The sequence below is a fragment of the Paenibacillus kribbensis genome (genome assembly GCF_001705305.1).
GTDB lineage: Bacteria > Bacillota > Bacilli > Paenibacillales > Paenibacillaceae > Paenibacillus > Paenibacillus kribbensis_B.
The window spans coordinates 82,066-104,730 of record NZ_MCBP01000008.1 but is presented as its reverse complement, the minus strand read 5'-3'; the positions used below and the strand labels follow the sequence as shown (position 1 = coordinate 104,730).

18 protein-coding genes and 1 pseudogene are annotated in these 22,665 nt (G+C 47.2%); 10 read left to right on the top strand and 9 right to left on the bottom strand.

Annotated elements, in window-relative coordinates; all coding sequences use genetic code 11:
* Positions 1-152: 152 nt before the first annotated feature.
* A complete protein-coding gene (ppdK, locus tag BAZ21_RS15800; protein WP_068502567.1) occupies positions 153-2,825 on the top strand; it encodes a pyruvate, phosphate dikinase in 2,673 nt (890 codons plus the stop codon).
* Positions 2,826-3,264: 439 nt separating this feature from the next.
* Here ppdK and BAZ21_RS15795 read toward each other — a convergent pair whose 3' ends face one another.
* Both BAZ21_RS15795 and BAZ21_RS15790 read right to left on the bottom strand, forming a co-directional pair.
* On the bottom strand, positions 3,265-3,453 hold the full coding sequence (locus BAZ21_RS15795) for a hypothetical protein (protein ID WP_068502563.1): 189 nt from the start codon (positions 3,451-3,453) through the stop codon (positions 3,265-3,267).
* Positions 3,454-3,594: 141 nt separating this feature from the next.
* Positions 3,595-4,410 (bottom strand): hypothetical protein, encoded by an 816-nt coding sequence (locus BAZ21_RS15790; protein WP_068502561.1) that lies wholly within the window; start codon positions 4,408-4,410, stop codon positions 3,595-3,597.
* Between the two features lie 436 nt (positions 4,411-4,846).
* Here BAZ21_RS15790 and BAZ21_RS15785 point away from each other — a divergent pair, with 436 nt between their 5' ends.
* Positions 4,847-5,290, top strand: a complete 444-nt coding sequence (locus BAZ21_RS15785) for an AbrB/MazE/SpoVT family DNA-binding domain-containing protein (RefSeq protein WP_068502559.1) — start codon at positions 4,847-4,849, stop codon at positions 5,288-5,290.
* A 62-nt stretch (positions 5,291-5,352) separates the two neighbouring features.
* Here BAZ21_RS15785 and BAZ21_RS15780 read toward each other — a convergent pair whose 3' ends face one another.
* Both BAZ21_RS15780 and BAZ21_RS15775 read right to left on the bottom strand, forming a co-directional pair.
* Entirely contained in the window at positions 5,353-5,532 is a 180-nt protein-coding gene (locus tag BAZ21_RS15780) for an aspartyl-phosphate phosphatase Spo0E family protein (protein WP_068502557.1), read from the bottom strand.
* 228 nt (positions 5,533-5,760) lie between these two features.
* Entirely contained in the window at positions 5,761-7,149 is a 1,389-nt protein-coding gene (locus tag BAZ21_RS15775; RefSeq protein ID WP_084011691.1) for a transcriptional regulator, read from the bottom strand.
* Between the two features lie 209 nt (positions 7,150-7,358).
* Between BAZ21_RS15775 and BAZ21_RS15770 the strand changes: the two genes are divergently transcribed.
* Positions 7,359-7,811: a hypothetical protein gene (locus BAZ21_RS15770; protein ID WP_068502547.1), complete on the top strand. Its 453-nt coding sequence runs from the start codon at positions 7,359-7,361 to the stop codon at positions 7,809-7,811.
* A gap of 207 nt (positions 7,812-8,018) precedes the next feature.
* Positions 8,019-9,317, top strand: a complete 1,299-nt coding sequence (locus BAZ21_RS15765; protein WP_068502545.1) for an ABC transporter substrate-binding protein — start codon at positions 8,019-8,021, stop codon at positions 9,315-9,317.
* 190 nt (positions 9,318-9,507) lie between these two features.
* Here BAZ21_RS15765 and BAZ21_RS15760 read toward each other — a convergent pair whose 3' ends face one another.
* The 3 genes from BAZ21_RS15760 to BAZ21_RS15750 form a co-directional block, all read right to left on the bottom strand.
* Positions 9,508-10,212, bottom strand: coding sequence for a cupin domain-containing protein (locus BAZ21_RS15760; RefSeq protein WP_068502543.1), 705 nt, complete (start codon positions 10,210-10,212; stop codon positions 9,508-9,510).
* Between the two features lie 34 nt (positions 10,213-10,246).
* On the bottom strand, positions 10,247-12,175 hold the full coding sequence (gene shc, locus BAZ21_RS15755; protein ID WP_084011689.1) for a squalene--hopene cyclase: 1,929 nt from the start codon (positions 12,173-12,175) through the stop codon (positions 10,247-10,249).
* A 169-nt stretch (positions 12,176-12,344) separates the two neighbouring features.
* The gene (locus BAZ21_RS15750; protein WP_068502541.1) at positions 12,345-13,196 is read right to left on the bottom strand and encodes a helix-turn-helix transcriptional regulator; all 852 of its coding nucleotides are present in this window, start codon (positions 13,194-13,196) and stop codon (positions 12,345-12,347) included.
* 138 nt (positions 13,197-13,334) lie between these two features.
* Here BAZ21_RS15750 and BAZ21_RS15745 point away from each other — a divergent pair, with 138 nt between their 5' ends.
* Entirely contained in the window at positions 13,335-14,621 is a 1,287-nt protein-coding gene (locus BAZ21_RS15745; protein WP_068502539.1) for a Gfo/Idh/MocA family oxidoreductase, read from the top strand.
* Positions 14,622-14,730: 109 nt separating this feature from the next.
* On the opposite strand, the gene BAZ21_RS15740 is transcribed toward BAZ21_RS15745, so the two are convergent.
* The gene (locus BAZ21_RS15740) at positions 14,731-15,573 is read right to left on the bottom strand and encodes a carbonic anhydrase (protein WP_068502537.1); all 843 of its coding nucleotides are present in this window, start codon (positions 15,571-15,573) and stop codon (positions 14,731-14,733) included.
* A 191-nt stretch (positions 15,574-15,764) separates the two neighbouring features.
* Between BAZ21_RS15740 and adhP the strand changes: the two genes are divergently transcribed.
* On the top strand, positions 15,765-16,781 hold the full coding sequence (gene adhP / locus BAZ21_RS15735) for an alcohol dehydrogenase AdhP (protein ID WP_068502534.1): 1,017 nt from the start codon (positions 15,765-15,767) through the stop codon (positions 16,779-16,781).
* A 94-nt stretch (positions 16,782-16,875) separates the two neighbouring features.
* On the opposite strand, the pseudogene BAZ21_RS28560 reads toward adhP, so the two are convergent.
* Positions 16,876-16,980: pseudogene (locus BAZ21_RS28560) on the bottom strand (winged helix-turn-helix transcriptional regulator); the annotation flags it as partial.
* Positions 16,981-17,262: 282 nt separating this feature from the next.
* Between BAZ21_RS28560 and BAZ21_RS15730 the strand changes: the two are divergent.
* From BAZ21_RS15730 to BAZ21_RS15715, 4 genes are all read left to right on the top strand, one after another.
* On the top strand, positions 17,263-18,105 hold the full coding sequence (locus tag BAZ21_RS15730; RefSeq protein ID WP_068502531.1) for an aldo/keto reductase: 843 nt from the start codon (positions 17,263-17,265) through the stop codon (positions 18,103-18,105).
* A 169-nt stretch (positions 18,106-18,274) separates the two neighbouring features.
* Positions 18,275-19,297, top strand: a complete 1,023-nt coding sequence (locus BAZ21_RS15725; protein WP_068502528.1) for a LacI family DNA-binding transcriptional regulator — start codon at positions 18,275-18,277, stop codon at positions 19,295-19,297.
* Between the two features lie 182 nt (positions 19,298-19,479).
* Positions 19,480-20,958 carry a glycoside hydrolase family 32 protein gene (locus tag BAZ21_RS15720; protein ID WP_068502525.1) on the top strand — a complete coding sequence of 493 codons (1,479 nt, stop codon included), beginning with the start codon at positions 19,480-19,482 and terminating at the stop codon, positions 20,956-20,958.
* Positions 20,959-21,023: 65 nt separating this feature from the next.
* Positions 21,024-22,442: a sucrose-specific PTS transporter subunit IIBC gene (locus BAZ21_RS15715; RefSeq protein ID WP_084011687.1), complete on the top strand. Its 1,419-nt coding sequence runs from the start codon at positions 21,024-21,026 to the stop codon at positions 22,440-22,442.
* Positions 22,443-22,665: the final 223 nt, after the last annotated feature.

Sequence of the window (22,665 nt, the reverse complement as noted above, 5' to 3'; positions counted from 1 at the left end):
TTTATTCACTAATTAAAACATCATAAATGAATGTTATAAATATATATTACGTCATATATATTGAAATGACCTCCTGATATGTGTTACAACTTTAGATAAGACATATTGATCAATTCAGGCATGTATCTCGATAAGTGGAGGGAATGAATTTAATGCTGAAAAGAGTGTACTCATTTAACGAAGGTAAGTTGGGGATGAAAGCGCTACTAGGAGGAAAAGGCGCCAATCTCGCGGAAATGACGACACTGGGTCTTCCGATCCCTCCCGGCTTTACGGTGACTACCGAGGCGTGTCGAGCCTACTTTACTTCCGGCGGCAAGCTCCCGGAGGGCTTATTGGGCGAAATCGTAATTGCCCTGCACGATGTTGAGGAAGCCCAGTCGGCTATATTCGGAGATGCGAAGCGGCCTTTGCTGGTATCTGTCCGTTCAGGCTCGGTAACCTCGATGCCCGGTATGATGGATACGATTCTGAATCTGGGTCTGAATGATGAAACCGTGCGTGGACTGGCGGAACAGACGGGAAATGAAACCTTTGCCTATGACTGCTACCGCAGATTTATCCAAATGTTTGGTGAGGTCGTGCTAGGTATAGACGCCATCCATTTTGAACAGCTGCAGGAGCAGAACAAGCAAACCAACGGGCGTGCCAGCGACCAGGAGGTTAGTGCAGGAGAATGGAAGGAATTGATTGCAAATTATAAAAATCTTGTCGCAGAGCGCAGCGACCAGCCGTTTCCACAGGATGTATATCAGCAATTGCAACTGGCGGTGGAAGCTGTGTTCCGCAGTTGGAACAATATGCGTGCCAAGGTGTACCGGAAGGCTTACGGCATCCCGGATGAACAAGGGACAGCAGTGAACATTCAGGCCATGGTGTTTGGCAATCTCGGCAACGACAGTGGAACCGGGGTGCTGTTCACCCGCAATCCCTCCACAGGTGCTAAGGAATTGTACGGCGAGTATATGGTGAATGCCCAGGGCGAGGATGTTGTTGCCGGAGTGCGAACACCTAATCCTATTGCCCAGCTTCTGGAGGAGCAGCCGCTAGTCTATGATCGTCTGGAAGAGCTGGCTTCCTTGCTGGAGCGCCATTACCGGGATATGCAGGATATCGAGTTTACGATTGAAAAAGGCAATTTGTATCTGCTACAGACGCGCAGTGGCAAAAGAACGGCGCAGGCGGCTGTAAAAATAGCTGTAGATCTGGTGGAGGAAGGGATTATCAGCCAAGAGGAGGCGATCCAACGGATCGAGCCGTCCCATATGGATCAACTGCTGCATCGCTCCATTGATACTTCCACACCGCTGGTTGCGATTGCCCAAGGTCTGCCTGCCTCGCCCGGCGCAGCGAGTGGGCGTATTGTATTCGACGCAGATACGGCAGAGAACTGGACGAAGGACGGGCAGAAAGTCATTCTGGTCAGTGTGGAAACCTCGCCCGACGATGTTCATGGGATCATTGCCGCTGAAGGTGTGCTGACGAGTCGAGGGGGGATGACCAGCCATGCTGCCGTGGTTGCGAGGGGGATGGGTAAACCTTGCATTTGCGGCTGTGACGCGCTGAGCATTGATCTGGACAGTCGGAGCGTTAGCATCGGTAACCTGACCTTTCAGGAAGGGGAAAATATCTCAATCGATTCGACCTCCGGGAAGGTGTACCAAGGCAGTCTGTCGCTGAGCGAGCCGGTCATTACACCGGAGCTGCTGAAGCTGCTGGAAATTGCGGATGGAATTCGGACATTGAAGGTCTACACCAATGCCGATACGCCACATGACGCAGTCAAAGCGCGGGAATTTGGAGCCGAAGGCATCGGGCTTTGCCGGACGGAGCATATGTTTTTCTCGGGCAATCGTCTGCCTATCGTTCAGGCGATGATTTTGGCGGATGATCAGGAGGAGCGGATTCTTCATTTGAATCGTCTGCTCCAAATGCAACAATTTGACTTTGAGGCTATGTTCAGTGCGATGGACGGTTTATCGATGACGATTCGTCTGCTGGACCCGCCGTTACATGAGTTCCTGCCGAATCTGGAACAGCTTCAGGAGCAACAGCGGGAGCTTGAGCTTTCCGGCGGCGATGCGGAGGAGCTACGACGTCTTAAAAATACCATCTCTAAGGTGCACGAGCTGCGGGAAATTAACCCTATGCTGGGTCTGCGTGGTGTTCGGCTGGGCATTCTGTTCCCAGAAATATACGACATGCAGATTGAAGCGATCTTTAAGGCCGCGGAAGCGGCACTGCGCAAGGGCGTGGATGTAAGACCGGGGATTATGATTCCGCTGGTTGGCCACTCCAATGAACTCAAGCAAATGAGGGAGCTGGTTGATAAGGTAGCCGCTCAGGTGCTTAGCGAGGAATTCAGAGGATTCAGATATCGGGTGGGCACGATGATTGAGGTGCCAAGAGCTGCCTTGCTGGCAGATAGTGTGGCCCAGTACGCCGACTTTTTCTCCTTTGGAACCAATGATCTGACACAAATGACCTTTGGTTACAGTCGTGATGATGCCGAAGGAAAATTCCTCGGCTCCTATATGGAGAAGAATATTCTGGAAACCAATCCTTTTCAGGTGTTGGATCAGGATGGCGTGGGCAAGCTGATCGAATGGGCTGTTGTCAAAGGCAGAGCGAAAAAGCCTTTTCTGGAGACAGGTATCTGTGGTGAGCATGGCGGGGATAGTGAGTCTATTCTCTTTTGTCACCGGAGCGGGCTGGACTATGTCAGCTGCTCCCCGTACCGGGTGCCATTTGCCCGCATTGCTGCCGCCCAAGCAGCCTTGCTTGTCAGAGCGGAGCAACCTGAGAAAGCGTTGTCCGCTTTGTAACTGATATATTTCAATAGTATTCAAGGCAGCCTTGATCCAGAGGCTGCCTTGTTCGTTTTTCCTCGTATCCAGTATTGGAATAGCAATACGACCACATGTATCTTTGCATCAATCAGCCATTTCCACTCCTTCAGTATCACTTGCTTGTTATGACCAAAACAGTTGAACTACCTTTTTTAATGTCCGCAAAGAAATACCTTTACGGACGGTTTGGAGTAGAACTAATATGGCTTAGTTATCATTCTATAGGAGGGTTGAGGAAAAAGCAGAGGAATATTCTGAACTGTACGAGGAAATCTTACTTGGTCTGAACAGAGATTTGGAGAATATGAATCGGAATATTACTGAATATAAAGAAAAGACCATGGGAATGGAACAGATATTCGACATTAAAATTCGAGAAGTGAAAGAGTCTGAAGTCGTTGCATCTGTATCCTATCTACTGCTGCTTGTTTTTATTATTTCTTAATTCATCATTTATACTAAGAAGAATGCCTGTTACTATCGACCCATAGAAGTAAAATGGACCAGCGTTTGGTCCTTCAAAAATATTAATACCCATTGCTCCAAAAATCCAAGACAGTACCCCTACTGCAACGAAGGTGCCAATAATATAGAGTGCAATCATAACTGTTCTCCCTTCAATTCATGATTATCCTTATATAATAAACCCAATTAAAGGCTGAAGCTATGTTTAGTTCGTAATAATAAATCCTCCAACCATTCTATGAATGATTGGGGGATTTATTCGTTATGATTCTAAAAACTTTTAAATCGTAAAATTAAAGCGACCATAATAGTCAGCTTTGCCATTTCCACTAAAGGAGACAACTCCATAGCTTAAACTAATGTCTGTAGTGAATGTAGGCAGGGTTCTATGTGAATATCCTACTGCAATAGCTGTATTAATCCCTTGGGACGAAGTCGCATATCTTAATTCTTGACGTCCCCAGCCACTTTGAACTGTAGTGTTCCCGCCAGCTTTTATATCTACCAGCCAAGCTGTACCGCTGACTTCTTCTTTATCAACTGGATTCGAATAAGTATTCCCTCCCACAGAATGTTGTCCATTTGGAGTACCTGTAGGAGTAGCATTAGACTGCCAAGCCATTGCTAGATTATCTGTGTAAAAATTAAATGGACTGCTAGCCCATCTATAAGTAGCATAAACTTGATAGATTCTTTCTCTTCCGTTGTTAGATGTGCCTGAGTACACAGCATAACCGGAAATATTAGGAGTCGAACTTGCAGCAAGCTGATTAATAGCAGCTCGGTCAGTTACTGTATTTCCTTCTTCATCAGTAATAGTAACAGTAGTGTCCAATTCTTGAGCAGCTACCTTTTTACCGTCTTTAGAAGAAATATCTCTTTTCATGTCAATTGGCAAAGTAGAAATTTCGGTTGTATCAAATCCCATTTCTTGCAAGTGCTCATCAAGTGCACTCTCGCTAACAGATGAGGCATCGGACAATGCAGGAATAATCCCCTGATCGATTTCATTGCTTGCTTGAGCACCCACTGACGTTAATAAACTAAAGAACATAAATAACGACAATAACCCCGAAATAACATTTTTTTTCTTCAATGACTAATCCTCCTTGAAATTTTTTTGAAAGTTCTTAGATGTTTCGAAATTATGGTAACAGGGAACAGCTTAGGTATAACGGCTAGCATATTCAATGTAGGACAAAAGATGAAAATACGACACACAGATTTGCAACAGCCTTTAGCAGTTTTTTTCACATTACCATCTACCAAATTTTCTAATTACTTTCTTTTTCGAAAGAAAGGATCACTTTAACACATTTGCATCACACCACCCCTTAAATTAATTTTAACCGCCTTACAACGGTAACATAGATAAGGAATCATTTGTATATTTTTTTGAAATAAAATGTAAATTGATACTAAAGTATTATATTACCAGATTCATCCTTTCGTTTATAAAATTTCACTCACTCAAGGCATATATTACTATATTTTTTAAAATAAGGATCATATGAATTGAAGGAGTGAACACGTTGAATGATGCGGCAATGAAAAGAAATTTAGATAGCCTAGGGAGAGTTGTAATCCCAGTGGAAATAAGAAATCGATTGGGCCTCAACAAGAACACAGAAATGGAGTTTTTCATAACTGAAAGCGCTATTGTTATGTGTAGATCAGAAAGTGAATCATGTCTCCTATGCGGGGAAAACAAACAACTAATTCGATTCAAAAAATCTTATGTATGTATCTACTGTATAAATAGCCTCAAAGGTAACCCAATCGCAGAAAATCAGCTGCCTTCTACATCAGAAGATATTCAAAATTTATCTGATGCAGAAATGGTTAAGCTCCTGCTAAACCTCATGAAACAATATCCTGGTGCTTCCATGAAAACCTATGCACAGCTACTGAAGATTTCACCAACTTATGCCTCTCTCCTTAAAAGTAAGACGACTGAAATAGATCCCCCCAAGTAAGACAAGTGTTCAATAAATGGGCGAGCGACCTCATCACAAGTTTCTCGCCCAATCGGTTATATTTAAGCAATCGGATTTTTATCTCTTACATAAAAACGGTGGTTATATTGATTTATGAGGTTATCCAGAATTACAGACTGTCTAAGAACACTGGCATGGCCGAAGCCATATTTTGCTTGTAAAACATACAGCTTTTGACGAGCTTTCTCCAGCTTTTGACACAAAATGTCGTCTCTTATCATAATATACCCCTCCTTTTCATGTTTTCAGTTTAGAGAGGTATGTATGAGTTTACAAAAAATAATAGTTTGGTATATTTCTTGTATCAATCATAAAAAAACCTGCTCCTAAAAGCAGGTCTTTTTATGGGATATTTGTTACAATAAAGATCCTTCACATGCCCCCATGGTTTCCTGTCGGCTCATAATTATTCCCATTACCTTGATATGGGAAGGGAGGAATCACTATCGTCAATAATACATCAACAAGGTCAAAGCTAAGTTATTCTTCATGTCCGTCCACCTGGCTGCTTTTGTCTCAAATGATGTGTTCTCTCTAAAAGACTCAAACAGTCTCATATTTTCTAGTATATATGACTTATTATTAATTTCGGTAGATTTTTCCAAACATTTTAATAAAAATGTAAAGCCCTTTGAATACATCTCTTTCCGTAAAAAGTAAATAGCCAACTGTTTCGTGAAATGAGTAAAGCGTTCTGTGATAAATTGTTGATTGTAAACGCCACCACCTTTTTGTTCCTCCAGAAGTGATAATATCTCTGGTTCAAACTGCATAAGTATATCATCTACATTTATATTGTATTGGTTAGCTGCATCAATAATGTTATCTAATGCGGTAAGTATTTCATCTTTCCTTGACGAAAAATAAGCTACATAGTCAGGAAGCACACTTGCTTGGCCAGACATCAGCTTATTGACATAAATATTAGCTTTTGCCCACGTTTCATAATTATGCTTCCACTTCAAGGAGCTTTCATCGGTTTCCTTCACCCAGTTAAGATCTGAGTATGCATAATTATGTTTAAGAGCCTGCTCATAGTCTTTTTTGACGTAACAAACCTCTGCCTGGAGTAAGTGGGAATACGCCCAGTAAGCAAACGTAGGAGGTGAGCTCTGGTTCTTTAAGGTATCTTCCTCTACATTTTGGTGTTTACGTTCCGGATTCATTTGTGCTTCGGCTAAATTCCCTAATGTTTTAGCGAATCTATGTACCTTCTCCCACTTGCGCAATGTGCGATATGTGTTCACTAAATCTTTCAACGCTTCGAGTTGGTAAGATTCCTCAAGACGATAAACGTAAGTTTCAAACTGGACAGCAGCTTCATAGCTCTTCACTTGGTCATCCCCTTGCCTGCTCTGAAACAGGCGGTACTGACATATAGCCAAGCGCTCTGAGTGTTGTTTATTCTCAGTTAGAGCCACATTTTCATAAAGTATAGCAGCCGCTTCATACAAACCGCCTTCAAAAAATTGTTCAGCAAGCTCAAATAATGGAGTAGCATATCCTAACTTATCCAATAACAAATCTACAACTTTTTGTATGCAATCCAATTTATTCAACTTTGCACAATTCTCCAAAAACGGACTCATTCTACGCCAATTAGGTGTAGAGTCAGCCAAATACTCGGAGGTATAGCGTTCATAATAATAGCCGATAGGGTGTCCCATTGCTTCTGTTATTTGATCCAATTGATAGACAGAAAACTTACGGTTTCCATTAACGAGTCCACTGATCGTACCAGGGTTCATTTTTGACACTCTAGCTAACTCGGTAATGTTTAAACTATTTTCATTCATGTACTTCGTCATCTCTGCGAGTATCGTGGTTGTATTGGACAAAATAAACCACCCCTTTTAAATAAAGTAGGATATCAATCATTTTAAAACGGAAACTACACAATCAAATGGTATTGAGCGCTGCTGGAATTATTATACCAACATTTGTAATGTTTTCATATGTATTCAATAGAATTACTTTTTATAGACATAACATTTTTTCTTCTATTTCTTCTGGTATTATGAACCTATAAAAGAAGGAGGGTTTAGCTTTGGAAAGTATCGGTATAATACGACCATTAGACTCATTAGGGCGTATTGTTATTCCCAAAGAAATACGAGTAATGAGAGATTTAAACGAAGGGGATCATATCGAATTTTTCCTAGATGATGAGATTGGAACTTTAGCATTTCGCAAATTCACCGGATCTGCTTGTTGTATGTGCGGTACTATAGATAAATTATCTTATTTTAAAGATTATTTTATTTGTTCTAATTGCATTGATCAAATGAAGAACAATAAAAATAGCGAGTCAGCAATTAGACCATATAAGCCTATAATTAACATTGTTCGTAAAGTACCTAAAAAGCCGAGTCTCTCAACACAGCATCTAGTTGAGAAGCTAAAGGAGGTCATTGAGCAATACTCCGGTTTAAAACAAATAGAATACGCTGCAATCCTTGGCTTGTCCCAGCCAAGGATATCTCAGCTGAAAAAATGCTAAAATAAGGTAGCGATCGGAAGCTTATCTGAAACCACCTTTTACGTTATAATCTGCACACATATCCCGTAGGAAAGAAAAAAATTTATACATAAATGATATTGAGGATATCGCGTCTCTTCCTTCTACATATGATGATAGGGAACATTTTTGTAAGCGTTTTAAAATAGCGTGGCATACAACTATGCGAAGCTACAGGAGGCGGTTACGATGGACAATTACATGAGCTGGATAAAAATTGGTTTTTTTCTCAGCGTTCTGTTTTTACTGGCAGCGGCATGCAGTACCTCTCCCAAGCTGGAGAGCACAGAAGGTAAAAAAGTGCGGCTGACCTTGCAAGTCTGGGGTAATCCTGCGGAGGTGAAGGTGTACCAGCGGGCATTGGATGCATTTGAAAAGGTAAACCCGAATATTGAGGTTAAGCTGGTGCTTGTACCGGGAGACCAATATGAGCAAAAGCTGCTGACACAGCTTCAGGAAAGTCGCGGTCCGGATGTCTTTTATGCGTATGAACCGACGATGGCGCGTTTGATTGGGTCGAAGCAGGTACAGCCTTTGGGTGAATTTCTAAAAAGTGATGCGAGCGATGTGAAGGCCGAGGATTTTCCAGAAGGATTGTGGGGCCCGGCGAAGTGTGATGGGGAAATCTATGGGGTCACTCCTGACTCGAATCCGATGGTGATGTATTACAACAAAAAAGTCTTTAAAGAAGCAGGTGTGAAGACACCGCAGGAATATGATGACGAAGGCAAGTGGAACTGGGATGCCTTTGAGGAAGTCACATCGAAGCTGAAGGCTGCTGGAAAGCAAGGCTATATTGCCGAAAACTGGTGGGCTCACTGGTATTCATGGGTGTGGTCCAATGGCGGCCGAATTTTTGATGAACAAGGCAAATACGTACTGGATCATAATGAAAAGGGCAAAGAAGCATTCCGCTTCATGTACGATATGGTGAACAAGGGAAATGCGGTATACCTCGGTTCGCTTCCCAAGGGGCAGGGGGCAGATGCGATGTTCATGTCCAATCAGGTCGGCATGCGGGCGGCGGGAAGATGGCTGGAGCCCTTGTTCAGTCAAAATAAAAGCCTCGATTTTGATTATATTTACTGGCCCTCGAACACAGGCAAAAATGAACCTGTCGCCATACCGGTTGCCTATGTAGCCGTGAACAAAAACAGTCCGCATCTGCAAGAGGCCATGAAGCTGGCGGCATTCTACGTTTCTGTGAAGGGGCAGGAGGCGCGGCTGGTTGAAGGCGGGAATGCCATGGGGACGCTTGCCGCCGCAGATGAGAGCATTATGAAAAAGGCGACGATTGAGCATTCCAGCTATTTGACCGAAGGACGCGACAGAGGGCATGCACATGGCTCTGCACTGGCCTATGATGCCCGGATACCTGGCTTAAATTCGGATATCGCGGAGACGATGGACCTGATGTTCCTCGGCAAGCAGGATGCTGCGGCAACGATAGAGAAGCTGAGTCAGATCATATCCAAGGCGGTCAAGTAGGCACGGGATACAGCCGTGACCGGGGAGGAAGGTGACCAGATGCAGACCAAGCATCAAGCACTGTGGGGCTATCTATTCATCGTCCCCCAGCTTGTGGGCCTGTAATGTTTTTCACTACTGCCGCTGCTGTATTCAACATTGGGCTAGCCGCTCCCTCCTACTCGATTCGTGTGCGGGATGTCTCGACCGATCAAGGCCCGTTATGATACAAATGCGCCCAGCCGTTTCCGATGGCCTGCGGCCGCTGCGGGTTGCCGTCGCTTTGCTGGTACGGGCGAAGGCCATAGCCCTGGTTATAGGGGGAATGGGCGCTGAAGGCAGGATTAGGCTGCGGCTGATAGTGAGCGCTCTGAGTTGCCTTTTGACAGCCTTTTGGCGGCCCGATGATCACGGTTTGATTCAGCGGGGCAAAAGCCTCTTTTACTTTGGCTTCATCAAGGCAATAGACATGCGCGAATACTTCGGCCGGCGTTAACCGCAGCATGTCGGAAGCGGGAATGATCTCGGGGATCGGTGCGTCGAAAATCGCCAAAAAATGCGTCCCGTCGACGGCGGCGGTGTCATAATGCCACCAACCTTGGGGCACGCTGGCCGTCTGACCGGGCCGGATGGCATAATGCCGAAGTTCCTTAGTGAACGGATTAATGATGGAAACGATGATTTCGCCCGAGATGCAATAAACGAGTTCCGAAGCGTTTTGGTGGTAATGCGGTTCGATGGCGTTGCCCTTGTCCAGGTAAGTGTCCAGCATCGACATGTTCCCTAACGTATTCAGCTGTTTGATGGACAATAGGTTAAAGTAATTGCGTTCGTCTTTTATGAATGCCGGGTTGTTTCTCAAGTCATACGCAAATTGTGCGGAAGGTGAAGTAAAATCCATATAAGAAACCGCCACGGTCGTCCCCTGCCTTTCCTTTCGCTTTGGCGCCTCAACTTCTACTGAATATATATGTTTGCGGCGGGGGGAATATGTCCCCGTATTTCTTGACATAATGGCCCAGCGCCAGAAGTGGCCAGATGTACCGGTAGCTGTGATAGTGGACGTAAAAATACCCCGGTAAACCGGCACCGGTCGGATACGCGTTTGCCCAGCCGTCTTCGTGCAGCAGTTCGATCAATCTGGCGGCACCTCGCTCGATCTCGGGCGTAGGCCGGTCGTGCACCGCGATCAGCGCGTCGAGCGCCCAGGCCGTTTGCGAAGGCGTGCTGGCGTAAAGCGGCACATAACGATCCACCTGATCGCTGCGGCACGATTCCCCCCAGCCACCGTCCGCGTTTTGGATGGCAAGCAGCCAATCCGTCCCTTTGGTTACAGCGGCATGATCGGAAGGAAGCCCCACTGCCTTCAGGCCCGTTAGCGCCGCCCAAGTCCCGTAAATGTAGCATATCCCCCAGTGGCCGTACCATGAACCGTCCGGCTGCTGATGGCTGGTCAGCCAGTCGGCCCCGCGTTGGATAAAGCCGTGCCGGACGCCGAGCTTGGCGAAATTCCCCAGGTACTCCAGCGCTCGACCGGTAAGATCCGCCTCCGACGGATCGGTGGCCGCTGATTTCGCCCCTTCGATTGCCAGCCAGGTGAGCATTTCCTTGTTGGTGTTTTTTTCAAAGGCAGGCCAGCCACCGTCGTCGTTTTGCATCGATATCACCCAGTTTAGGCCGCGGTTCCAGGATTCGAGATAAGCGGGATCGTGTTCGGACAGGCTGTGGATGGCGCGAAGGGCGGCTGTGGAGTCGTCGACGTCGGGGATGATCGTATTGGTGTCGGAAAACCCCCAGCCGCCGGGGGCGGCACCGGGATTGTGAATCCGCCAATCTCCGGCTTTGCGATGCTGCTTGGACCGCAAATAGGCGGCAGCTTTTTGCATCGCGGGATGCCCGGCGCTCATTCCGGCTTCCTGCAGCGCATAGGCCAGTAGGGCGGTATCCCAGACGGTGGAGGGGGAGTTTTGGATGGTGGTGTATCCGCCAGTCTTGCAGCACATGGCGGACAAGCCGTCAACCGCATGCGTGATCACCGGATGCTGCGGGTCGTATCCGAGGGCCAGCAGCGCGAACACCATCAGCACGGTGCTGCTGGCGTACGTGTACAGGGTTCCGTCTCCCTCAATCCGTTCCAGCATATACTGCTCTGCCTTTTTTACCGCCGCTTGATGGATTCGCTGCGGTGTGCCGACCAGATGGCCGAGTGCGGACTGGATATACTTCAGCAGCTCGCGGTTTTTCCGGGAAAGCGGCTCCTCGGCTGGGCTTCGGTTGGTATAAAGCTCGCTTAAATCGGGAGTATGGGCGGTTTTAACGGAAAAATCCCGATCGGCCATAATAAGCAGCGGGACCAGATGGACGCGGGAATAGGCGGAAAAATCAAAAAAACTGAGCGGTAAAGAGGAAGGCAGCAGCAGCATTTCAATCGGAATGAGCGAAAGCGAGGCGGGCCATTTCCTTTGCCCGGTCGCAGCCAGTAGCGTTCTGGTCAGTAGGCTCGCCGCTTTTCCGATCCCGCCCCGGTCCAGAATGTATTGCTTTGCCCGCTGAACCGATTCGTCCTTTGGCTGACTGTACCCGGAGTACAACAACGCGTAATACGCTTCGACCGTCGCGGAAAGATTGCCTCCTTCCTCGTCCTTATACCACCTCCAGCAGCCTTCAGGTTGCTGCGCGGCAAGGATGCGGTCATGCAGCCCCCGGATCAGGTCCTCATTCTCCGCGTTTAACGTGCGAAAAAGAATGATCGCGTATGCGTCGAGCATCGTCCCGTTTTCGAAACAAAAACGCCAGGTGCCGTCCGGCTGCTGCCATTGGATGAGCTCGCCGGACAGCCGGCGGATCTCCTCGCGGATTCCGGTAATGTTTTGGCCCATTCTCTGCTCCCTCCTTGTTATCGTCATCCCCATTATATGAGGCCCGGGAAACCGATTTTCGTGTTTGTAAAAAATATGCCGAGAAAGCGACGTGGCGGAATGCGGGCGTAAAGTGGAGACGGTTATCGCGACCACTCGTTGCAGGATGCTTTTCTGTTTCTTTCACGCGCTATCGTCCGTTTCCCTGCTCCTTTTGGTGCTTTTTCCGATACTGTAACGGGGTATGCCCGGTGTATTGCTTGAATACACGGCCAAAGTGAGCGATGCTGTCAAAGCCCGTTTTTTCAGCAATGGCAGTCACTTTCCAGTTTGTTTCTCTCAGATACGCCCGTGCCTGCTGTACCCGGACATCCTGGAGATACTCTATTAAGGTAAAGCCTGTGGTTTGCTTGAAAATACGGCACAAATACGTGCTGCTAATATAAAAATGCCCTGCCAGTTGATCCAGCGACAGTTTCTCGGCATAGTGGGCATGCAGGTATTCAATGATCGAATATACTCGCTGCTGCTTCTCGCTGCGTTCCGGTGCAATAGTATCGGGAGAGGCGGATTGTATGCGCCTTATTCGGATAAGCAGCTGAAGCAGCAAGCTTTGGAGATATATATGGCGGTATGCGTGCTCTTGATGGTATTCATCCAGCATTTGCCGGAACAGGTGCTCCAACTCGCGTTGTTCCTCCGCCGAAGGTCGCAGCAGAAAGCTTTTCTCAGGCAGAAGAAGCGGGTTATGGTCGCTGGATGGAGCGACAGGCATAGGCGTGGCTACAAACGATTCATCGAAATTGATCAAAATTCGCTCGTGGCTGCCGCTTCCCTTGTTGCTCGTACGGTGAAAATCGTGTTTGCTGATCCAAATCAAATCACCCTTCTGTAGCGCGTATACCCGCTGATTAATGTAGTAGTAGCGTTCTCCTGCCAGCAGATAGTAGATTTCATGCGCTTGGTGGACATGGTCGGCGGACATGCTGAACGGTACCGTCCGTAGCGCTTGCTCGATGGCAAAACGGGGGGTGGCGATCATATTGACAGTCTCCTTTAATGAAAAAATACATGAGGATAATATATGTATACTTTTTGAATAAATTCACAATAAAAGCGAAGATTTTGCTCTTTTTTATACTATAAAATAAAAGCAATTCATGTAAAGGGTGTGAACTAATTGGCTAAAATCAAATATGCACTTGTGGGCACCGGAGGCAGAGCCGAATTTTTTTACGGTGAAGTTGTTACCGTTTTCAAAGATACCTCGGAGCTGATCGCGTTCTGTGATGTCAATCAGACGAGAATGGATTATGCCAACCGGCTGCTGCAGGAGAAATACGACCATGAGCCGATTCCGACCTATAAAGCCCAAGAATTCGACCGGATGATCGCGGAAACGAAGCCGGATATCGTGATCGTCACGACCGTTGACCGGGTACATCATCGGTATATTATCCGGGCGATGGAACTGGGCTGTGATGTCATTTCCGAGAAGCCGATGACGGTGGATGAGGACAAATGCCAGGATATTTTGGACGCCATAGACCGCACCGGACGCAAGCTGCGCGTCACCTTTAACTACCGCTATGCGCCGCATAATACGAAAATCCGCGAGATTATTATGGACGGGACGCTTGGTGATGTCTTGTCGGTCAATTTCGAATGGCTGCTGAACACACAGCATGGTGCGGATTATTTCCGTCGGTGGCACCGGGATAAGCGCAATAGCGGCGGTCTGCTGGTGCATAAATCGACGCATCATTTTGACCTGATGAACTTTTGGCTCGGCTCCAAGCCGGAGACGGTATATGCGATGGGCGATTTGAAATTTTACGGCCGGGAAAATGCCGAGCAGCGCGGCGTGACGGAGTTCTACCAACGGGCTTACGGCAGCAAGGCGGCGGAAACTGACCCTTTTGCGCTGCATCTGGACCGTAACGAGCATCTGAAGAGCATGTATCTGGATGCGGAGCATGAGGATGGCTATATACGCGATCAGAGCGTATTTGGCGACAATATCAGCATCGAGGACACACTTAGTGTCATGGTGAAGTACAAGAACAAGGCGGTGATGAACTACTCGCTGAATGCTTACATGCCTTGGGAGGGCTTTATCATCGTATTTAACGGCACCAAGGGGCGAATGGAGGTTCGGGTGTCCGAGCAATCCTATGTTAATTCCGGTGGCAGCAAGGCGGATGAAGGGGCGTTAAAAGAGAAGACCATCACGGTTTATCCTCACTTTTCAGCACCTTATGAGGTCGAAGTAGAGGAAGGCGTAGGGGGGCATGGCGGAGGTGATCCGGTCATGCTGCACGATATTTTTGATAAGCCGGCAGAGGATCGTTTTCATCGTGCAGCTTCACATATCGACGGCGCATGGTCCATTTTAACAGGCATCGCCGCCAACCGCTCTATTCGTACAGGTCAGCCGGTAAAGGTGGAGGAACTGGTGCGTTTGTAGCGAGGCAGCAACTTTTATACCAGGAAGCCCCCTCTAACTAGATGAACAGAGGAGGCTTCTTGGTTGTGTTCAAGTATAGGACGCGTATTTACTAAGGCACTTGGTTGCATTATTTATCGGCAGTCAGTTTACGCGTCCCCAGTTCTTGTACAGGACGATGGTTATCGGGAAAAAGGGTAGCGAACTGACTAATTTGGTCCGCCGACATTTCAATAGGCTGCTCCAGCACGGTCCAGTTCACATGCTCTGTGCATGGCGGGGTGGTCAGAGATCCGTTGTAGCGAACCGAGTGCAGATCCTTCGGCAGAAGAGCCGCGAGATTGATTTCCTCCTCCAGAGCCGCTTCCTTGGAAACATCTGTTGGCAGTTTGGACCAAATACGGCTAAAAGCTTTATTTTCATTGCCGTTTTGAATGAGTACGCCTAAGACGGCTGTGCTGCCGTTGTCGCTCTGATGAACGAAATGCAGCTCCATATCGGCATTTTTCCCATCTATTTGGTGTTCACTGGGGTGATGAAAATGGAACTGCTTTAAAGTAAATTTAGTACCGTCCAGTACAATATAATTGCTGGGGCTGGCTGCATTGATTTGAACGGTGTGTCCATTATTGAGTATGGATACTTTCGTATTGGTGTAGTGAACCTGTATCGGTTGCTGCGTTTGCGAAGCTTCCAGACGGGTATACTCTATATTGACAGGCGATTGTTCCTGGCCGTTACCACAAGCGGCAAAATCTTTTTCCAGCTCTCCCCAATGCTCGGGTCCCTCATTTCCCTCATAGGACCAGTGCGGACTTTCCTGAACGACCGCATGTACATTGTTAGCTGCTGGAGCTGAAGTGGAGGTGCTGGTGGTACTCGAAGCCGCGGGCTGAGAATTGCATCCTGTTATCCACACGCCCAAGAGAACGGCAAGCATGCTGAATAAGCAGCCTTTCCAGTTTTTTTTCATGGCTCGTTATCCTTCTTCCAGGTAGTATGTGAAACTTTTTACATTGTAGATTATTGTACAAAGCTCCTGCAAGGGTACAAGGACTCAGGAAAAAGGTTGAGATATATATTTGTTCTCCTTGGGGAAAATTACTATAATAATGAAGTGTGCATTTCCAAAATAATCCATATAGCCATTAAAGGAGAGATCACATGAAAGCAGCAGTTGTTACAAAAGACAAAAGAGTCAGTGTCGAAGAGAAACCTTTACGTTCCCTGAAACATGGAGAAGCGTTAGTCCAAGTGGAATATTGCGGGGTTTGCCACACAGATTTACATGTAAAAAATGCAGATTTCGGTGATGTCACAGGAAGGGTTTTGGGGCATGAAGGCATTGGAAAAGTCATTGAATTAGGTGAAGGAGTAACCAGTCTTAAAATTGGTGATCGCGTAAGTATTGCCTGGATGTTCGAAAGCTGCGGTCACTGCGAATATTGCTTATCCGGGCGGGAAACGCTGTGCCGTGAAGTTAAAAATGCAGGATACACGGTAGACGGTGCAATGGCAGAACAATGTATTGTCACAGCTGACTACGCGGTCAAAGTACCAGATAATCTTGACCCTGCCGCTGCAAGCAGTGTAACTTGCGCAGGGGTTACAACATATAAAGCAGTGAAAGTAAGTGAAGTCAGACCAGGACAATGGATCGGTATCTTCGGCATTGGCGGCTTGGGCAACCTGGCAGTACAATACGCAAAAAACGTGTTCAATGCCAAAGTTGTAGCCTTTGACATCAGTGATGAAAAACTCGAACTGGCCAAAAAAGTCGGTGCCGACTATGTCGTTAACAGCCTCAAAGAAGATCCGGTAGCCCGGGCTAAGGAGTTAACGAACGGTGCTGGTCTGGATGCAACCGTGATTACTGCTGTTGCCAAAACACCTTTCAACCAGGCAATCGACGTTGTGAAGGCTGGCGCGCGTGTTGTAGCTGTAGGTCTTCCAACCGATAAGATGGATCTGGACATTCCGCGTCTGGTTCTGGACGGCATTCAAGTGATCGGCTCCTTGGTCGGCACTCGTGAAGACCTTAAAGAAGCGTTCCAGTTCGCTGCAGAAGGTAAAGTCATCCCTTTTGTACAAAAACGTCCGCTTGAAGACATTAATCATATCTTCGACGAGATGGAGAATGGCAAAATCCAGGGGCGCATGGTCATTGATTTTACGAAATAAAATGATGCCGATCACAGCTCCATAAGTACAGATTGGAATGGAGCTTTCCAAGCGCGTAAGCGCCTGCTGATTTATTGCGGGCGCTTATTTTACTCTACAGCTTGTTCAGAATGTTATCCTCCAAAACAGCCGATTTATCTCCATACTCTTTAATAATATGCCTTTCTCCCCAGGCACAAAGGGCATCCAAAATACTTTTTTTCTTTTCCAATGATGATCCCTCCGTGTGTGCCGCTTTCTGTTATACATACCTTGACAGCCTGTTCTGATCTAATGGTCCTTGATTTAAGGGTACTTTTTGGTAACTATATTACTGAAAAGTACGTACTGTTCATATTTGCTTGAATAATTCATAATAACATCTGCTGGTCAAAGACTTCTATAAGTGTTCCCCGTAAAACGCTGCTGCTGTGGATTATGATTGTATTTATAATAGGCATTAGTCTTAAAGCTTTTAAAAAAATAGAGAGGGAGATACAGAATGACTCAAAATTTGCAAAGCACAACAACGCTGCACAACGGAGTTCGTATGCCTTGGTTTGGCATCGGGGTATTTAAAGTGGAGGAAGGGTCGGAACTGGTCGATGCTGTAAAGGCTGCTGTAAAGCATGGCTACCGTAGTATAGATACAGCTGCAATCTATGCGAATGAAACAAGTGTAGGACAGGCCATTCAGGAAGCTCTTCAGGAGAATAACCTGTCCAGAGAAGAGCTGTTTGTCACGTCCAAGGTGTGGAATGCAAATTTAGGCTATGAGGAGACACGGGTAGCCTATGAGGCAAGCCTGGATAAGCTGGGTCTGGATTATCTGGATTTGTATCTGATTCATTGGCCGGTCCAAGGGAAGTATAAGGAAGCCTGGAGAGCTTTGGAGTCCTTGTATAAAGAAGGACGGATCAAGGCGATCGGAGTCAGCAACTTCCAGATTCATCATTTGGAAGACCTCATGAAGGATGCAGAGATTAAGCCCATGGTCAATCAGGTGGAATTTCACCCGCAATTAACGCAGGTAGAGCTGCTGCAATTCTGTCAAAAAAACAGCATTCAAATGGAAGCCTGGTCCCCGCTTATGCAGGGCCAGTTGCTTGATCACCCGGTGCTGCAAGACATAGCGAGCAAGTATGGTAAATCGGTGGCCCAAGTGATTTTACGCTGGGATGTACAACAGGGAGTTGTCACCATTCCCAAGTCTACCAAGGCACATCGGATTATCGAAAATGCCGACATCTTTGATTTTGAATTAGCCAATGAGGATATGGAGCGAATTCAGGCGTTAAATGCCAATCTTCGGGTAGGTCCTGATCCGGATAATTTCGACTTTTAAATTCAGTTCATGATAAGACGCCGTTTCTTTCTTCGTTGAAAGGAGCGGCGTTTTTGTCCATGATGATTATGGAGCCACAGCATTCCAACCCCGCCATATGCTATGATAGAATTATGGAAAAAGAGACGGTTTGGAAGCTTGTGAAAATAATAACACCCCGGAGGGCCTCATGAATAAGACAATTGCAGATATAGCCCACATGGCCGGTGTGGCCAAGAGCACGGTATCCCGTTATTTGAACGGCGGGGCTGTAAGTGTGGATACGAGACGTAAAATTGAAAAGGTGGTCAAGGCAACGGGCTATGTGCCCAATACCTTTGCCCAGAGCCTAAAGGCGAAGCGGACCAACATTATCGGAACCGTTGTGCCACGCCTGGATTCCTTTGCGACATCTCATACGCTGATGGGGATTGATGAGGAGCTGCGTTCCCGTCATTATCAGATGCTGATCTCCAATACGAGCCAGGATGTAAAGCGTGAAATCGAAGCCCTCTATGAGCTGGGGCGGCAAAAGATTTCCGGCATCATTTTGCTGGCTGCTCAAATTACCGACGACCATCTGACCGCGATTCGTGACATTCGTATTCCGGTGTTGCTGGTGGGCCAGCAGCATGGGCAGATTCATAGCCTGATCCATGACGACTACCATGCGGGCTATGATATCGGCGCGTATGTTCTTTCGCAGGGACACCGTGAAATCGCCTACGTCGGTGTTACGGAGAAGGATGTTGCTGTTGGCGTACAGCGCAAAGAGGGCTTTAGGCAGGCTGTTCGGGATGCATTGCCTGCGGGGTCTCATAGCGACGAGGCGCTGCTGGCTGCTGGCTATGATATCAGATACTATGAAACCGGATTTAAGATGGCCGATGCACGGATTGCTGCATCTGCAATCTTAGATCAGTTCAAGCCGTCGTTAATGGTGTGTGCTACGGATAATATTGCCCTTGGCGTGATCAATGCGGCTTATTCCAGAGGGATTGCCATCCCGTCGGAATTATCGGTGACCGGCTTCGGGGGATACGATATTACGGAAGTCATTCACCCTGCGCTAACAACCGTACAATACCCGTATATGGAGGCTGGACGTGTAGCGGCACAAAATATTATGCGGCTGGTAGAGCATAAACCGGTAGAGCAAGTGACAGTCATGAATTATTCTCTTATTAAAAGAGAAAGCGTTGACAAACGCTGAATAAGTGGATTATAATTTCTTCGAAACCGGTTCCATAGCATTCGGGCACAGATGGAATCGGTTGCAAATCCATGGATGAGTATATTTTTTTAAATGAATCGGAACCGGTTCCGGTATAATTTTTTTCAATGTGTTGGAACCGGTTCCCGTTATGGAAGTTCTAATAAAAATGAGGTACATCTATGAAAATGACAAATGAACAGAAGTATCGGCTTATTGAACAGGCAGAGCCAGGTGAAATAGCCAGCCTGGAGGAGAAGGTCAAGCAATGCCATTGGCGGCAGACGTTTCATATTCAGCCACCAACAGGCTTGCTCAATGACCCTAATGGATTTTCCTATTATCAGGGTGAATACCATTTGTTCTATCAGTGGTTCCCTTTAGGAACCGATCATGGGATGAAGTACTGGTATCACTTGAAGTCCAAAGATTTGGTGACATGGGACAATGCAGGCATTGGCATCGAACCGGGAGATACCTTTGATTCACATGGGGCCTATTCGGGCAGCGGATTGGAGCATGAGGGCAAGCTATATTTGCTGTATACGGGAAATACACGGGATGAACACTGGATCAGACATCCGTATCAATGTATGGCTGTTATGGATGAGAGCGGTCTCATTACAAAATGGGAGCATCCTGTCATTTCCAATGTTCCGGAAGGGTACACAGACCATTTTCGTGATCCCAAGCTGTGGAAGGACGGCGACGGCTTTTACTGTGTGATTGGTGCCCAAAGAACGGATGCAACAGGTTGCGTCGTCCTTTATCGATCAGCTGATCTCCGCACCTGGTGGTTTGAGGGAGAAATACGCACAGGATTGGAGTCGTTTGGCTACATGTGGGAATGCCCGGACTATTTTGAATTGGATGGCTCGGGTGTACTGGTCTTTTCTCCTCAAGGCCTAAAGCCTTCAGGGGATGAATACCACAATATTTATCAATCGGGGTACATCATCGGCAAGCCGCTGAATACCGGTACAAGGACATTGGAGCATGGGGCGTTCCGCGAGTTGGATAGAGGCTTTGACTTCTATGCGCCACAAACGATGATTGATCCGCAGGGGCGGCGTATTATGGTGGCATGGATGGGATTGCCGGATATTGACTCTCCGACAGACCCGAACGGATGGGCTCATTGCCTGACACTACCGAGGGAGCTTACGCTTCATGAGGGGAAACTCTTGCAGCGACCCATCCCTGAGCTGACTGCGCTGCGTAGAAAGCGTGAGGATCGGGTGGCTGACACGTTATCGTCAGAGAGAAAAACCTATGAGGGCTTCAGGGGTACGGCCTATGAGCTGATTTGTGAGGTTGATCTTTTGAGCGCCAAGGCGTTTGGTATTGAATTCCGCGCGAGTGCAACTGAGAGAACGGTGATTAAATATGATGCCGTCAGCCGTAAGCTTGTACTGGACCGTTCACAATCGGGCGAGCCCGTGGCCCCTTCGTATGGTGAGGTACGGCAGTGTGCATGGAATGAAGACCATATCAAGCTTCATTTGTTTGTAGATACGTCTTCGGTTGAGATTTTCGTCAATGATGGGGAAGAGGTGTTCACCAGTCGTATTTTTCCGCACCCAGAGAGTGACGAAATACACTTTTTTGCTGACAAGGGAGAGGTGCTCTTCCAAGCAGTAAAATGGGATTTTACTGAGTAGGCTAATTCACCAAGTGGATCGTTAATCATCAATAACATAACGGAATGAACGAGAGGATGAACATCATGGCAGAAAACCGGGAAATTGCCAAAGAAGTGATTGAAGCGATTGGTGGGAAGGAAAACATTGCTTCCTTTGCCCACTGTGCGACACGTCTGCGGATTATGGTGCATAACAAGGAGAAGATTGATCAGAAAAAGGTTGAGGAGATCGACAAGGTCAAGGGTGCTTTCTTTAATTCAGGTCAATATCAGATTATTTTTGGTACAGGGACCGTAAATCGGATTTTTGAAGAGGTTGAAAAGCTTGGCGTGACCGGATCATCGAAAGAAGAGGTGAAAAGTCAGGCGAAAAAGGAAGGCAACGTCTTCCAACGCTCCATTCGTACCTTTGGCGACGTGTTTGTACCGATTATTCCTGTGCTGGTCGCTACAGGGCTGTTCATGGGACTTCGTGGCTTGCTCACCCAGCCGCAAATTCTCGCTCTGCTGGGCATGACGCCCAAGGACATTTCACCCAATTTTCTATTGTTTACCCAGGTATTAACGGATACGGCCTTTGCTTTTCTGCCTGCGCTGGTCGCCTGGTCAGCCTTTAGAGTATTCGGCGGTAGTCCGGTGCTGGGGATCGTTCTCGGTCTGATGCTGGTGAACCCGGCCCTGCCCAACGCTTATGGTGTTGCCGACGGTTCAGCCCAGCCCCTGACGATGTTCGGATTCATTCCTGTGGTTGGCTATCAGGGCTCGGTATTGCCAGCCTTCTTCGTGGGCTTGATCGGAGCCAAGCTGGAGCGGGCGCTGCGCAAACGGGTGCCAGAAGCGCTGGATCTGATTCTTACACCGTTTTTAACACTGTTGATCATGATTACACTCGGGCTGTTTGCCATCGGTCCGATTTTCCATTCCTTCGAAGAATGGGTGCTGCACGGAACGACGTTTGTGCTTGATTTGCCTTTCGGTATTGCAGGGATTGTCATCGGCTTCCTGCATCAAATTGTCGTCGTTACGGGTGTGCATCATATATTTAATTTTCTGGAAATCCAACTGCTTGAAAAGAATGGCGTAAACGCATTCAACGCGATCATTACCTGCGCCATGGCTGCCCAAGGAGCCGCTTGTCTGGCAGTTGGACTAAAAACGAAGAACGCCAAGCTGAAAGCGTTGGCACTTCCTTCCTCGCTGTCTGCTTTTCTGGGAATCACCGAGCCGGCTATTTTCGGTGTTAACCTGAGATATATGAAGCCTTTTGTTATGGGCCTAGTCGGCGGGGCAGTTGGCGGCTTCATCGCCTCCATCTTCCATTTGGCGGCAACAGGTATGGCCATTACAGTCATTCCGGGCACGTTGCTCTACATGAACCATCAGCTTCCGCTTTACATTTTGGCGAACTTGGCTGCTATGGCTGTAGCGTTTGTCCTGACCTGGATGTTCGGCTATAACGATAAAATGCTGGAGGAAGTCAAAACAGCAGACTCCTCCAATTAACACCACTCAGGTGGCAGGAATAAGTACGCATACGGTATGAATGAACTGTAACGGTCGCCCTACTTTGGAGCGCTCTCGTCCTTTTGAACAAGGGCTGGGAGAGAAGGTATCCAAGCGGGGCGGCCGTTTTTGTGATAGATGCAGCTTCATTTCCGTATCCGTTGAACTATGTGAAATATTTGCCGACCAGTTCCTTCACCAGGAACGCCAGATCCAATGAACA